Origin of the sequence: uncultured Psychrobacillus sp. (assembly GCF_938022135.1) — a bacterium.
Taxonomy (GTDB): Bacteria; Bacillota; Bacilli; order Bacillales_A; family Planococcaceae; genus Psychrobacillus.
Genome location: NZ_CALIED010000011.1, coordinates 22768 through 36859, shown reverse-complemented (window position 1 = coordinate 36859; position 14092 = coordinate 22768). Strand labels below are relative to the sequence as shown.

Annotated in this window: 14 protein-coding genes; 2 read left to right on the top strand and 12 right to left on the bottom strand. The window is 38.1% G+C overall.

What is annotated here, in order from left to right; all coding sequences use genetic code 11:
* Nucleotides 1–8 precede the first annotated feature (8 nt).
* The 9 genes from Q0371_RS02185 to Q0371_RS02145 form a co-directional block, all read right to left on the bottom strand.
* Entirely contained in the window at nucleotides 9–983 is a 975-nt protein-coding gene (locus tag Q0371_RS02185; RefSeq protein ID WP_298467736.1) for a Gfo/Idh/MocA family oxidoreductase, read from the bottom strand.
* The gene (locus Q0371_RS02180; protein ID WP_298467734.1) at nucleotides 980–1666 is read right to left on the bottom strand and encodes a hypothetical protein; all 687 of its coding nucleotides are present in this window, start codon (nucleotides 1664–1666) and stop codon (nucleotides 980–982) included. The genes Q0371_RS02185 and Q0371_RS02180 overlap by 4 nt, the downstream gene beginning before the upstream one ends.
* 13 nt (nucleotides 1667–1679) lie before the next feature.
* Nucleotides 1680–2522, bottom strand: coding sequence for a sugar phosphate isomerase/epimerase family protein (locus tag Q0371_RS02175; RefSeq protein WP_298467732.1), 843 nt, complete (start codon nucleotides 2520–2522; stop codon nucleotides 1680–1682).
* 23 nt (nucleotides 2523–2545) lie between these two features.
* A complete protein-coding gene (locus tag Q0371_RS02170) occupies nucleotides 2546–3517 on the bottom strand; it encodes an alpha/beta fold hydrolase (protein WP_298467730.1) in 972 nt (323 codons plus the stop codon).
* Between the two features lie 37 nt (nucleotides 3518–3554).
* A complete protein-coding gene (locus Q0371_RS02165; RefSeq protein WP_298467728.1) occupies nucleotides 3555–4607 on the bottom strand; it encodes a Gfo/Idh/MocA family oxidoreductase in 1053 nt (350 codons plus the stop codon).
* A gap of 33 nt (nucleotides 4608–4640) precedes the next feature.
* Nucleotides 4641–5642 carry a zinc-binding alcohol dehydrogenase gene (locus Q0371_RS02160; RefSeq protein ID WP_298467727.1) on the bottom strand — a complete coding sequence of 334 codons (1002 nt, stop codon included), beginning with the start codon at nucleotides 5640–5642 and terminating at the stop codon, nucleotides 4641–4643.
* Nucleotides 5643–5684: 42 nt separating this feature from the next.
* Nucleotides 5685–6488: a carbohydrate ABC transporter permease gene (locus Q0371_RS02155; protein WP_169360204.1), complete on the bottom strand. Its 804-nt coding sequence runs from the start codon at nucleotides 6486–6488 to the stop codon at nucleotides 5685–5687.
* Between the two features lie 16 nt (nucleotides 6489–6504).
* Entirely contained in the window at nucleotides 6505–7401 is an 897-nt protein-coding gene (locus Q0371_RS02150; protein ID WP_251556402.1) for a sugar ABC transporter permease, read from the bottom strand.
* 119 nt (nucleotides 7402–7520) lie between these two features.
* Nucleotides 7521–8783, bottom strand: coding sequence for a sugar ABC transporter substrate-binding protein (locus Q0371_RS02145; RefSeq protein WP_169360206.1), 1263 nt, complete (start codon nucleotides 8781–8783; stop codon nucleotides 7521–7523).
* 331 nt (nucleotides 8784–9114) lie between these two features.
* On the opposite strand from Q0371_RS02145, the gene Q0371_RS02140 reads away from it, so the two are divergent.
* Nucleotides 9115–9789, top strand: a complete 675-nt coding sequence (locus Q0371_RS02140) for a DUF624 domain-containing protein (protein ID WP_251556357.1) — start codon at nucleotides 9115–9117, stop codon at nucleotides 9787–9789.
* A 45-nt stretch (nucleotides 9790–9834) separates the two neighbouring features.
* Here Q0371_RS02140 and Q0371_RS02135 read toward each other — a convergent pair whose 3' ends face one another.
* Nucleotides 9835–11064 carry a sugar ABC transporter substrate-binding protein gene (locus tag Q0371_RS02135; RefSeq protein ID WP_298467720.1) on the bottom strand — a complete coding sequence of 410 codons (1230 nt, stop codon included), beginning with the start codon at nucleotides 11062–11064 and terminating at the stop codon, nucleotides 9835–9837.
* A gap of 313 nt (nucleotides 11065–11377) precedes the next feature.
* Here Q0371_RS02135 and Q0371_RS02130 point away from each other — a divergent pair, with 313 nt between their 5' ends.
* The gene (locus Q0371_RS02130; RefSeq protein ID WP_298467718.1) at nucleotides 11378–12295 is read left to right on the top strand and encodes a DMT family transporter; all 918 of its coding nucleotides are present in this window, start codon (nucleotides 11378–11380) and stop codon (nucleotides 12293–12295) included.
* 26 nt (nucleotides 12296–12321) lie between these two features.
* Here Q0371_RS02130 and Q0371_RS02125 read toward each other — a convergent pair whose 3' ends face one another.
* Entirely contained in the window at nucleotides 12322–12552 is a 231-nt protein-coding gene (locus Q0371_RS02125; RefSeq protein WP_251556353.1) for a hypothetical protein, read from the bottom strand.
* Nucleotides 12553–12565: 13 nt separating this feature from the next.
* Nucleotides 12566–13822, bottom strand: coding sequence for a cytochrome P450 (locus Q0371_RS02120; protein ID WP_298467712.1), 1257 nt, complete (start codon nucleotides 13820–13822; stop codon nucleotides 12566–12568).
* Between the last annotated feature and the right edge of the window lie 270 nt (nucleotides 13823–14092).

The following is a 14092-nucleotide window of genomic DNA, read 5'->3' as shown; positions in this document are numbered from 1 at the left end:
GTAGAATTCTATAATTTAATTGGTTGCTTTAATTTACTAGACTCATATGCAGCCAAGGCGACTTCAAGCGACTTTAAACCATCATAGCCAGTAACCGATGGCTCTCTTCCTTCTTTTACACATTGAACAAAATCTTGTACTAACCCAAAATCCATATCATTTCCATAGAAAACGTGTTCAAGAGATTTTTCTCCACTAACAAACATACGGAAATGCTCCTTGAAGGCATCTACCTTAACTATTTGCTTGGTACCAATGACTTCAATCGTTGCATCACCCCAAGTGGGATATTGAGCAAATCTTGACCAGCTAGGATCATGAGAAGCAATTACACCGTTTGCAAATTCTAACGTAAGCAGACCCGCATCATCTATTGCAATATCATGATAATAGGAGTCAACTATAGCAGACACTTCTGAAACTTCCTGTCCTATATACCAACGCATTATATCTACCATATGTACCGTATGATCAAGCACTGCTCCTCCTCCAGCCGCTTCTTCTTCTATAAACCAACCACCAGGGTTTTGTCCTCTATTTGTGGTACGAAAAGCAATAATCTCTCCTAGCTCTCCTTTATCAATTAACTCTTTTAAATGACTAATTGGAGTACTAAATCTTACGGGGTAAGCTATTTGCAAAATGACCGACTGCTCTTTACATACTTCAATCATTTCCTTTGCATCCTCTATATTAGTAGCAATTGGCTTTTCACATAAAATATGCTTTTTAGCTTTAGCTGCATTGATTACCATCTCTTTATGTCGATTATTTTCGCTACAAACGATCACTGCATCCATGTCTAAGGAGAGAAATTCCTCTTGATTGTTAAAATAGGGCGCACCAAACAAAGCAGCTGCCTGTTGCCCTCTCTCTGCCGACTCATCAAAGATACCAACAATCTGCACGTCTTTCATTTTTGTTAGAGCGTTCGCGTAACTGTTTGCATGCATATGAGCAAAACTCATCATACCTATTTTCATATAAGTGTACCTCCAGCTATGAAATCCCGATAGAATTTCACTTTTTCAATCAGTACAGCATCTACCTTTTTTGCAGAGCGCATTACATCATCTGCATTGTATTGTAATGGAAGAAGCTGACCGTTCAACTCCTCACTATCAAATTCAACAATACGCTTCATTCCACTCCATTCCACTTCAACTCGTTCCACATTTGCAATCGTAAATTCGACATGGGCCATGGCTCCACTTTCAAAACGGATCATGAGAATCATATGACTTATACCAGAATCTCGCTTAGACCTTTTTATTTGTCTCACTTTAGGTTCACCAAATAATAAGGAAAGTACATAGAGGTCTCCTGCCATAATATCTAGGTTATACTCTCTTACCATTCTTCGAAAACGAAATACGCCATTTGCCTTGCTGCCATTCTCTATTACTTCTTTTATTTTTTTGTAGAAAGGATAACACTCCAATTCAAAATATACCTTGGCGTCACTATCCTCATTTACATAACTAAGTAAGTCTGCTGGAATGAAAATATTATATCCACTTTTCTCTAGAGCTCTTAAGTTTTTCTCTGTAGCGTCCATAACAAAAGAACCTTGTTCACCGTTAATCTCCACTAGCTTTTCAACAGACTGAAGCCTACTTGCCTGTCCTAGCTCCACTTCAGTAAAATCACCTAAAATAATACTCATGATTAATCACTCCTCAATTCAACAGCTTTCTAAGTCGACGCACGGCCTCTTCGTTAGCAAGCTTCGCATCCTCAAAGCCTTCATATTCAATAGAAAGCCAACCCTGGTAATCCTGTTTTTTAAGTCCTTCCACGATATAAGTTAAATCTACTTTCCCGTCACCTGGGATAACCCCGATTAGCTCTTTTCCTTCCGTTGAACGAAAGCCTTTTACGGTTTCATGAACTTCCTTCTCTCTGAAATCCTTAAAGTGAACATGAGCTATTTCATTCTTAAGCCGGTCAAATGCCTTCGTAGGCTCTTCGTGGACTAATAAAAAATTTCCCGTATCAAAGGTAGATTTCACATACGGACTGTTGACTGCTTTAATAATTTCCTGAATCTGCTGACTTTTTCCCGCTAAAAGACCATGATTTTCAATAGCCAATACTATCTTTTCCTGTTCAGCTACCTTTGCACTTTCCTTCAAGCCCTCGATGATCCAATCAAAACAATCTTCATAGATAAGACCCTCTCTAATATCTCCACAAAAAACACGAACTGTATTAGCATCCAATGCCTTGGCGACACGAATGCCTTCTAGTACTTTCTCAACTTCCGCTTTTCGTTCTGTCTTGTTTTGATGAACAAAGTTATTTGTAATATCATAAGCTGATACTTCTAGATTGGTTTTGTGCAGTTTCTCGACAACTTTCTGTATCTCTTCATCCTTGTTAACAGGATTTTGCCAGTAAATATCTAAAAGCTCTACGCCATCCAAAGATATATTTTTTGCATAATCAATAAAATCTGAAACTGACCAATTCTCTCCTCGAAGAGTGGAAGCTAAGCTATACATACTTATACTAACTTTCATTTGTTCCCCTCCTATCTATCCCTTCAGCTCCAATACTTTCTGACAAAAGCTAACTTCTTTTCTTCATGAAAAGGGTTAACCTCATGTGCATATTGAGGGTAGACTTCTATTTCCTTACTTTTTGTTCGTAAATGGTTATAGGCTGCAAAGACAGTGGATGGTGGTGTTACAGAATCCTCTAATCCAATAGACATTAGAGTCGGGCAATTAATAGATTCACAGAAATGTACACAATCAATATGGCCAAGTGTATTCATCAATGTTTCATAGGTGTCATATTGTGGGTCTGTATACTTGAAATAGTTGATAAACTCCATATACGGTCCTGCCAAAGACACCTCTAAGGCTCTTTCAAAATTTGCGAGGAATGGATAATCAGAGACTACTAGTTCTATCCTTCGATCCAATCCTGCAATTGCTAAGGCTAAGCCCCCTCCTTGAGAGCTTCCTACAACTCCTAGTTTTGTTGGGTTAAAAAGAGCCTGCGGTGAATTAATCCATTCAAGCTGAAATAGAAGGTCCTTAAGCACATTCGTATAATAATAATTATCTGGATCATGGATACCATTTAGCATCCAACCAAGACTTCTACTTCCATTATTGTATTTAGCGTAGTCCGGTGAGCTTCCTTGCGCTCGAACATCAAAGGCATACACAGCTATCCCCATAGAAATCCATTTTAAATAGTCTAAGGGCAGTCCACGGCTACCTGTATATCCATGGATATTTAATATAACAGGACATCGTTCAACACCTTTAGGCTTAATAGCCCATCCTTTTAATGGTGTCCCATCCCAGCTTTCGAACACCAAATCTGCTACCTCCATAGTGGGAATCACGTAATCCTTCCAAACAACTGTGACATTTGGTTGGATATTGCTTATTTTCTTCTTTTGTCCTTCCCAAAACACCTGAAAGTCTACCGGCTTATGAATAAGCTTTGGCTGGTATTCCTTTAAATGGTTTAAAGAATAGTCTCCAATTTGTCTACCCAAATCGATTTAGCTCCTCCTTTCTAAGCAAACTTTGTCCTTACAAATAAACTTCTTTACCTGTTTGAGCAGATTCATAAATAGCATTCAACATTTTCATTACTTCGACCCCATCTTCAACAGGTGCAACAGGTGATTTCCCATCTAAGCAGCATTCTACAAAATGGTTTATCTCATTAGTAAAAGAGCCTGCAAAGTCAAAGCTTTTGTTGTCAACCTGCGGAAGAATATTTAAGATCGTATCGTTCTGCTCCGTCACAATAATTAGCTCTGGTTCTATTTCAGCTCCTCCTTTGTCTCCAAACAATTTAACACTTACTTGATCCTCTTTTGCCTGAAGCGTAAAGCTTACATCTACCGCCAAAGATGCACCGTTTTCAAAACGAATTAATCCATTTGCTAAATCTTCCACGTTATTTAAAGAAGAGTCGTAGTCAGCTGCCTTGTAAAAGGAAAGATTTTTGACATTACTTCGATTACCGAGTTTGGAATACGTGTTGCCACTGACAGAAACTGGTCTAGGCCTCCCCATCAAAAACCAGCAAAGATCTATCATGTGAACGCCTAAATCCATAAGGGCTCCTCCCCCAGATTTAGATTTATCACTAAACCAGCCACCTGGATTTCCTAGCCTTCTTAAACAAGATGCTTTTGCATAATAGATTTCCCCCAAATAATCCTGGTCGATGAATTGTTTTAAGATATTAGAGTTGTTACCATGTCTTCTAACAAATCCGACGAGTAAAACTTTACCGGACTTTACTACTGCAGCCTCGACTGCCAACGCCTCTTCGACCGTCATGCATAAGGGCTTTTCCACTAATACATGCTTCCCTGCTTCCAGTGCAGCAATAGCAATTTCAGCATGTGTATTGTTCCATGTACAAATGCTTACTGCATCTACGTCTTTGTTAGCTAATAGATCTTTATAGTTGGTATACATATGAGTAACACCATATTGATGGCCACATTCCGTAAGTCTTTGTTCATTTTGATCGCATAATGCCACTAGCTCCACCCGATTATGTAGAATATAAGGGGTAATATGAAATTGTGAAATAGATCCTCCACCAATCACGCCAACCTTCAACATTAAAATGCTCCTCTCCAGTTATAAAACTACTTCCTAACGAAAACGTATAAGCTTCGTCAGGGTTTTAGATTTCTTATCAGTCAAATCTTTATATGCAGCTGGCGCCTGATCTATGTTCACTTCTTCCGTTATAAATGAATTAATCTTAATACGCTTTTCATTCACTAATCTTAAATATTCAGCTACATTTCTTCCCTCTGTCCAACGCACATATCCATAAGGATAATCCACTGCCTGTTTCTCATAGACAGGGTCATATCTCCCTGGCCCACCTGCTCTAGAGATGAGAATTTGAGCTTCCTTCCCAAACATTAACTCTCGTGGAAAGTCCGGCTCAATATCTCCTACAATAACGACCTTTCCTTGGTTGCGTATCCACTCCAAGCTTTGACCAGTAAGCGTTGACCGTTTGCCTCCCGCACAAAGCAATACAGCGTCTGCTCCTCGGTTGAATGTACGTACATTAATCTCTTCTTTCATGTCCTCTAAATTCGAAAAGGAAGTAATTCCTGATTCTTCTTTTAACATAGCTCCTCTTTCAGCTTGTACATCGTATGCAAGAACATCATAGGCAGCAGCATGAGCTATCTTTGCAATCATCTGCCCTAACAATCCAAGCCCAACAATCACCACTGTTTCTCCAAATGCTAATTTCGCTTTTCGAAGTGCATGAATAGCTATTGCTCCGATTCCAGCGAGGGCAGCTTCTTTTGGATCCATACCATTTGGAACCTTGGCACATAAGGTGGTTGGTACACATAAATACTCAGAATGCCCCACGTAGGGTGCACCGTAGCAAGCAACTATATCTCCTTCTTGAAAATCAGTGATTCCGTTCCCGCATTCCTCAACAATACCAACAGCACTATACCCTAATGAAATCTCTCGGGAATTGCTCGCTGATATTAAACTCAACTCGGTTCCGGGAGATATAGCGCTATACAACGTTTTGATCATAAGATAGGAAGGTAAAATATCCATTTTAGGCCTTTCTTCTATATAAACCATTTGATCTTTAGCAATAACTGACTTCACTTCAATCGCTCCTTACATCAAAACCTATTTGGTTAGAATTCATCATTTCAAACCTGACATTTGAATTCCCTCTGTAAAATATCGTTGGAAGAATAGGAAAATAAGAAAAGTCGGTATAAAAGAAACTGCTGAACCTGCCATTTCTATCCCAAAGTTTCCTTCCTTCCCTAACATCGAAGCCAAGCCAAGTGTTACTGGGAACATTTTTTCCTGAGTTAAATAAATTAGTGGCTGAAATAAATCGTTCCAGTTGGAGATAAAGGCAAAAGTTCCAACTGTAGCGACTACCGGAATAGAGAGAGGTAAAATAACTTTAAAGAATATCTGTAAATCATTTGCCCCGTCTATATATGCAGCCTCTTCTAAATCATTTGGTATTCCCTGTAGAAACTGTCTTACTAGGAAAACCCCCATAATTCCCCAGAGCTCTGGAACAATAAGCGCCCAATAGGTATTGATCCATCCAAAGTCAGAGAACATAATATATTTTGGTATGATCAACAATTGTTGAGGAATCATAATAACCCCCATAAACACCCAAAATATAACCTCTCTCCCAAAGAATTTTTTCTTTGCGAAAATATAACCTAGGATTGCACAAAAAATCATCTGACTAGCTACGGGTATCACAGTAATAACAACGGAGTTAAAAATCCATCGGAGAAATTGGCCATCTCTCATAATATAAAAGTAGTTTTTTAGAGTTGGTTCATCTGGAATCCAAAAAAGCGGGTCTAATTGTGCATATTCTACATTTTTAAAAGACCCTAAAATCATAATGATAAAGGGCATTAGAAAACAAAAACCCAATATAAACAAAGCAACATAGGAAATTACCTTTTTCAAACACTTTCATCCCCTTCTAGTAGAGATTAGACTCTTTCCCTAAAAATCTTCTTTGTAAGAGCGAGATCATTAGGATGATGAAGAATAGCACATAGGAAAGTACTGCAGCATAGCTTAAATTCAGGCTAGTAAAGCCTTGATTGTATAAGTAATAAACAATAGTCGTTGTTGCATAGTTTGGTCCTCCACCTGTTAGCAAGTAAGCTGAGTCAAAAATTTGGAACGACCCAATAGTAGTAGTGATCGCTACATAAAAATGAATAGGCTTCAATAGAGGAAAAGTTACTTTCCAAAAGATTTTACTTGTCGATGCGCCATCCATTTTAGCCGCCTCATATAGCCCCTTGTCTATCGATTGGAGACCAGCGAAGTAATAAATCATAGTGCTCCCGGCAACCTTAAAGACACTTAATGCGGCTAAAACAGGTAAAGCCTGACTAGAATCAGATAAGAATAGCTGAGGCTCAATACCGATGAACCCTATTAGATAGTTAATCATTCCTTCCTCTGTCCCTCTGAATAACCATCCCCATATGCCAGCGATAATTACAAAAGATGTGACAACAGGTAAAAAGAAAATCCCTTTAAAAAATCCAGCCATCTTAACACCCGAATTAATAATTAAGGCTAGTATTAAGCCCACTGCCATTGTCGGGACAATATAATAAACTGAAAACATCACTGTATTCCATAAGGCCTTCCACGCAATACTATCGCTTAAAAAGTATTTCCAATGCTTAAGCCCTACAAATTCTGGATCACCAATTACCTTCCAATCCATGAATGTTAAATAAAAGCTTAAAAGGAATGGGTACACTTGGAAAATAGCAAAATGTATTAAGATCGGAATAAGAAAAATATAGACGATTGCATTACGATCCCATTGTCTTTTTAATCTAGCCCTTAGCGTCATCCCATTTTTCTTGGACGCTAAAGGTTTACCTATTGTATTTACCAGTGTAAACACCCTTTCATATGTAGATTAATCATATAGAGAGCTTGATCTGTCAAAGACCAAACTCCCTATTAGATTTACTTTACTTTTCCTTTAATTGCTTCAGCAGCTGCATCAGCAGCCTCTTTTGGAGTTTTCTTGCCTTCCATCATCGTTTGAAGCTCCGCTTGAATCAAAGGCATAATGTTGCGTCCCTCTGGGTGTATAACTCCTGGTAAAGCAAACTCAGTATAAGTCGCTAGCTGAGCTAAATATTTTTGCTCTTCAAAGATATCCTTTGCAGATTCACGCGTTGGAATATACTGAGTAACCTGATTAAATTTACGTTGGTTTTCAGCATTCGTCATAACTTTTACAAATTCAGCTGCTGCATCTGGATTCTCAGAGTTAATAGGTACTACGAACATACCAGTAGTTCCATAAGTAACTTGTTCTTTATTTTTTAATGGGGGTGCAATAACAAATTCAAATGTGTCTTTACTTAACATACGGCTAATAGATGCTCCAGATCCTTGGACAGAAAGCAGTTTACCACCATCCCATAAAGCATCGTGCTCTAATGCGGTAATAGAATCCTTTGGAATCCACTCGTTTTTATACATTTTGTTGATAAATTCGAACGCTTCTACACCAGCATCGCTGTTAATTTTTACTTCATTGTCTGCTGTAAGTACTTCTCCACCAGCCTGCCAAAGATATGGATATAATGTACCGTTCATAGAACCTCCACCTTGGAAGCTAGATGCGTAATACCCTTTTGCTTTTGCTTTTTCTGCCCATTTCTCAAACTCTTCCCATGTTGCTGGCAGTTTGGATGGATCTTCACCGATTTCCTTGATAATATCTACATTGTAAAGGAAGGTATAAGCTTCTTGTAGAATAGGTAAACCGTATACTTTATCCTTCCATGTAGTGGAAACTAGAGCACTTTCAACAAAGTCCTCCATATCGTTGTCCTTTAAATATGGGCTAAGATCCGTTAGCATCCCTGCTTCGGCATATTGTGGCATTTGGTCAGGGATAGCATAAAATACATCCGGACCATTGTTAGCAGCTAAAGCAGTAAGAACCTTTTGGTCACGATTTGCCCAAGGAATTTGCTCAAAGTTGACCTTTACTCCTGTAGCCTCTTCGTAAGAAGCAATAATTTCATCCCACATTTTACCTTCAACTTCCTGATCCCCTGTATACGGATGTGCCCAAACAGTTATTTCTCCTGAAAAACCATCCTTTCCAGCTTCTCCAGACGTTTCTATTTTTTCCCCTGCCTCATCATCACTACAAGCTACCATCAAGGCGCTAAACACTAACAATATTAAAAATAACCACAGCTTTTTCATATATTTACCCCTTCCCCTTTTTAAAATATGTTGTTTGGATTAATAACTGTTGCTTAATTACTAAATCCCTCCTCCTAATAATCTGCTCTGGCTCGTTCTTTCTCTGTAACGTCTCCAACATTCACAGATATAAATTGTAAAAACTTCGAGTACATTTTTAAGAAAGCGCTATCAAGTTCAAATTATAAAACTATTTACTTTCTTAATAGCCTAAAATATACTGAAATTACAAAATAATAAGTTAACTTTTATTTATCTTATATGATTAACAATAAAGAGACAATGTCTATAAATAGTCTTTAATTAATAGACTTCTGTTTGAGAGGAGAAAATGAAGCTGAACTGGGATAATTTTAATAAAGTTGCATATTGGATGTTGTCACTAATTTACTTGAATTTATTGTGGATTATGTTCACTGTTTTAGGCTTAGGGATTTTAGGTCTATTCCCTTCCACTGTCGCATTATTTGGGGTTGTAAGATTGATGATCATGAAGGAAGGCAAAGAACCATTTAAAGTCTTTCAATCTTTTTGGAGAATCTTTAAAAAAGACTTCTGGAAAGCAAATAGTTTTGGCTTATTTTTTGCTTTCATTTGTTATTTTTTAATTTTTGACTTTCAATTTGTTCAATTAAGTAATGGCCAATTTAATTTTTTATTACCTGCTCTATTTTTCATCCTAATCTCTAGTATTCTTACACTACTATTTTTCTTTCCTGTTTATGTTCATTTTGAGCTAAAATACTTTCAATACATAAAACAGTCGTTTCTCATTGCTATTACGTCTCCCTTAGAGCTTTTTGGCATCTTAGCAAGTACATTAGCTATGTACTTTTTTCTAACATTTTTACCTGGAGCCATACCACTTTTCTCAGGAAGCCTTCTAGCCTATGCAATAACCGTGTTAAGTTTTAGAGCCTTTAGAAGAATTGAGCAAAAACAAAAAGTACAACAAGAAAAACCATTAGTTAGTAAAGACATGTTGGTTGAGGACCTGAAATCTTAAAAAAGAGAGCGGGATCTATTCTTTAGATCACGCTCTCTTTTCTTGTTACTTTAGCTTTCCTTCAATAGCTTTGGCTGCTGCATCTGCCGCTTCTTTAGGAGTTTTCTTACCTTCTAGCATGGTTTGAAGTTCTGCTTGTATTAACGGCATAATATTACGCCCTTCCGGATGAATGACTCCTGACTGTGTAAACTCCGTGTAAGAAGCTAATTGGGCGAGATATTTTTGATCGTCATAAATATCTTTTGCTGACTCTCTAGTAGGAATGAATTGAGTTTCTCTATTAAATTTCCTTTGGTTTTCAGCATTTGTAATTACTTTAATAAACTCTGCAGCTGCATCCTTATTATCTGAATTTACCGGAACAACAAACATGCCAGTGGTACCATAGGTAGCTTGTTTTTTATTCTTTAATGGCGGAGCAATGACAAACTCAAAAGTCTCTTTTTCTAGCATTCTACTTACTGATTTTCCTGCTCCTTGAATAGATAACAGTTTTCCGCTATCCCATAAGGCATCATGGTCTAAGGCAGTAATCGAATCCTGCGGAATCCAACCATTACTATATAATTTGTTAATAAATTCAAATGCCTCTACGCCACTTTCATTATTAATCATTACTTTATTGTCTTCCGTTAGTATTTCACCGCCAGCCTGCCATAAATAAGGATACAGAGTACCATTCATTGAGCCTCCTCCTTGGAAGCTAGAAGCATAATAACCTTTTTCTTTAGCTTTAGCTGCCCATTCTTCAAACTCTTCCCACGTAGTTGGAAGCTTGGAAGGATCTTCCCCAATCGCTTTCACAACTTCAACGTTGTACATAAAGGTTTCGACTGATTGTAATATCGGCACACCATACATTTTCCCCTTCCACTTAGTTGGAACCAGGGAGCTTTCCACAAAATCGTCCATATCGTTGTTTTCCATGTAAGGGCTAAGGTCAACTAGCATTCCCGCTTCAGCATATTGAGGCATTTGGTCAGGGATGGCATAAAATACATCTGGACCATTATTTGCTGCAAGTGCAGTCAATATTTTTTGATCTCGATTAGCCCAAGGAATTTGTTGGAAGTTAACCTTCACACCAGAGGCATCTTCATAAGAAGCGATTAACTCCTTCCACATTTCCCCTTCCTTATCCTGATTGTCCGTGTACGGATGAGCCCATACAGTTATTTCCCCTTTACTTTGAGAATCCGTTGTTCCAGTATCATCACTACAACCAACCATCAGTAACCCACTTACCAGCAATAAAAAAAATAACTTTTTCAATTGACCTACCCCTTCGATTTGTTTTCTAGCTGCTCTTCTCTTTTCGATTCTGCTTCTAGTTCACCCCTTTCGAAATAATAAGGACTTTTTTCCAATTATGTCAAATGTAAATCATTTAGTTTCTTAATAGTATATGACTGATATGAAAGAGACAATGTCGTAATATAGTCTCTAATTTTCTACACAATGGGTATTTTTTTATTTTGTGTGCCAAATAGCTGTCGTCATGTTGTTTAAATTTCATATATGTTGTAAGATTCATTAGTTATATTAAAATAAAGAATCTTACAACATAAGGCTCGGTGAATGATAGATGAATACAAAAGCTTTTTTTCTCGCAATTATGACTGTAGCTATCTGGGGATCTTCTTTTGCAGCGATTAGTGCAAGTTTAAATGGAGGCTTTCCTCCGGGTCACTTATCTTTATATAGATTTTTGATAGCCTCACTTATTTTTGCTGTTGTTGCATTCTGGCCAGGAAGTAAATTTAAACTTCCTGAGAAAAGTGACATATGGAAAATATTAATATTAGGGTGGATTGGTATTAGCCTCTACCATGTTTGCGTGACATTTGGACAAATGACCATTTCTGCAGGGACGGCAGGTATGCTTATCGGTTCTGCACCAATTGTTACCACTGTGATGGCTGTCGTTATATTAAATGAACGACTAGGAAAAGTAGGTTGGGTAGGATTAGGGTTTGGATTTGTTGGAATAATACTTATCGCTTTAGGGACTGGAGACTCATCCTTTGATATCTCTCCGGGAGTATTCCTAGTTCTAACTGCAGCCATTGCCACTTCTATTTTTTTCGTATATCAAAAGCCTTTATTTAAGAAATATAGCGCTATTGAGCTTACTGCTTACTTTACTTGGGCTGGTACTGTACCATTTCTCTTTTTTTCACCTGGACTATTCGATACTCTTCAAAACGCAACTGTAGAAGCAAATCTATCTGCAATTTACATTGGTATATTTCCTACAGCATTAGCCTACCTTACTTGGGCAATAGCGTTATCTAAGAGCAATGCCAGCTCTATTTCCAATACATTATACGCAGAGCCAGTTGTTGCTATAATTATTACTTGGATTTGGCTTCATGAGCTTCCTTCTCCACTTTCTATTGTTGGTGGGACCATTGCAATAAGCAGCTTATTACTCGTTAACTTGTATGGAAAGAAACAGCGGCTTACCTTAAAGCAAGAAAATACAGCCAAAAATCACATATGAAAAAAGGTACCCATGAAGACTATGCTTCATTTGGGTACCTTTTTACTTTTATCTATACGATGGTATTCAGACAGTTGGGTTACACGGACATTCTTCGTATTCAATTCATGGTAGATGCCTCTACTATCCCAAAAGGAAATAAACTGATCCCTTTCATTTCGGATCAGACTTTCCGCTTCCTCCAATGATTCTAAGTGAATAAACCTTCTTATATAGTGGTTTTCATCAAAGAAGTAAGTGATCTTAAATTCTTTCATCTTTAGTCTCCTATTATTGCTTGCTTTTTACATTGGCCATTATAACCTTACTATGTGGAAGACTTGGTATACTTACCATGCTATAGCTTAAATCCTGATTTGGAAGGTCGTACTCTAGCTTATTTGCAAGATATTGAAGGCTCACCTTCATTACTTCAATAGTTACCCATTCTCCTGCACAGCGATGACCCATATTGAAATCTCCACCACCTTGAGGTATAAAGCTAAATGGGCTCTCGTCCCACTGTGCAAAACGATCGGGATTGAAAATTTCTGGGTTGTCCCATAGATGAGGATCATGGTTGGTTCCATACAAGTCTAATAACGTTAAGGTTCCTTCTTCAAATTGAAAATCGTTCCAGATAAAGTCTTTTTTCACTCTAGCGATTGTCGCAGGGAAAAAAGGATAAAATCTTCTGACCTCCTGTACAAACATTTGAAGGAATTCGTCTTCTTTTAAAAGTTTCGGTTTATTTTCAGGATATTGATGCACGGCCAAGCCGGTGAAGGTAATATAAACGGAGATTGCTACAATTGGTCTAATAATATTCAACACTTCTACAGCAACTATTTCTTTATCTAATAGCTTGCCATCTATGTCCTTATGAAAGGAAAAACTGTTGAGAGCAGTTCCCTCTGGTGGCTGTAGCTCGCTATTTCTTACTTGTTCCACCAGCTCTCCAATCCAATCCTCTAATTCTTTTCTAGCGTGCCTTCCCATCCAATGTTCAGGTCCTAGCGCAGAAGCAGACTCAAATAATTTAGTCAGCTGCTCTGTACGTTTTTTTACTTCGCCCTCATTTAAAGGCACCCCTGCCCATTCACATGCCAGCTTACATAATAATTCTCTCGATTCATCATATAGAACGACTTGGTCTTTCTGTTCCCATTCTCTACTTTTGATATCCCAATTTTTTTGAGTAAGACGGTTTAAACGCTCTAGATGATTTGGCGTCATGATAGACATGAACATCCCTTTTCTATTTCTATGCTCTTCCTCGTCCAATCCTTGAACTCCGCCTACTCCAAATAGTGTCTTTTGAAGTCTTTTTGGAGCTGCTCCCGTTCTTATGAACTTATCGTTATCATAGAAAAGCTTAGCCGCCTCTTCGCCACCCATACAGATCGCCTTCTGCCCCAGCAATCTTGTTTCAAAGATATTAGATGCAAAGCTTTTACGTCTATTCGCTAAAAACATATACCCCTCACGTAACAACGTGAGACTATGATCTAGACCCTCTTCCTTTGGCATCTGCCTTGAATTAGTCATTTAACCATCTCCTTATTTGCTTCTATTGTTTGTTTACTTTTCCCTTTTTAATCTGGTTAAAACAAGAAAAGCGGAATCGCCTATCACTGCCCCGACAGGCAAATGGGAAAAAGCGAGGAGGCAGCTCCTCAGCCACCGGAGCTTTTAACCATTTGACCCGAGGGGCAAGGCGATGGAGCTAGACATCAAGAAAAGCGCAAGCGCCTATCTCTGCCCCGACAGGCAAATGGGGCAAAGCGAGGAAGAATTTCCTAAACAATAAAAAAACTG

What these genes read in the sequence shown, in the direction of transcription:
- Q0371_RS02185 (WP_298467736.1), bottom strand. Translation starts at nt 983, where the DNA reads ATGAAAATAGGTATGATGAGTTTTGCTCATATGCATGCAAACAGTTAC.
- Q0371_RS02150 (WP_251556402.1), bottom strand. Translation starts at nt 7,401, where the DNA reads ATGACGCTAAGGGCTAGATTAAAAAGACAATGGGATCGTAATGCAATC.
- Q0371_RS02120 (WP_298467712.1), bottom strand. Translation starts at nt 13,822, where the DNA reads ATGACTAATTCAAGGCAGATGCCAAAGGAAGAGGGTCTAGATCATAGT.
- Q0371_RS02130 (WP_298467718.1), top strand. Translation starts at nt 11,378, where the DNA reads ATGAATACAAAAGCTTTTTTTCTCGCAATTATGACTGTAGCTATCTGG.
- Q0371_RS02180 (WP_298467734.1), bottom strand. Translation starts at nt 1,666, where the DNA reads ATGAGTATTATTTTAGGTGATTTTACTGAAGTGGAGCTAGGACAGGCA.
- Q0371_RS02165 (WP_298467728.1), bottom strand. Translation starts at nt 4,607, where the DNA reads ATGTTGAAGGTTGGCGTGATTGGTGGAGGATCTATTTCACAATTTCAT.
- Q0371_RS02145 (WP_169360206.1), bottom strand. Translation starts at nt 8,783, where the DNA reads ATGAAAAAGCTGTGGTTATTTTTAATATTGTTAGTGTTTAGCGCCTTG.
- Q0371_RS02125 (WP_251556353.1), bottom strand. Translation starts at nt 12,552, where the DNA reads ATGAAAGAATTTAAGATCACTTACTTCTTTGATGAAAACCACTATATA.
- Q0371_RS02175 (WP_298467732.1), bottom strand. Translation starts at nt 2,522, where the DNA reads ATGAAAGTTAGTATAAGTATGTATAGCTTAGCTTCCACTCTTCGAGGA.
- Q0371_RS02140 (WP_251556357.1), top strand. Translation starts at nt 9,115, where the DNA reads ATGAAGCTGAACTGGGATAATTTTAATAAAGTTGCATATTGGATGTTG.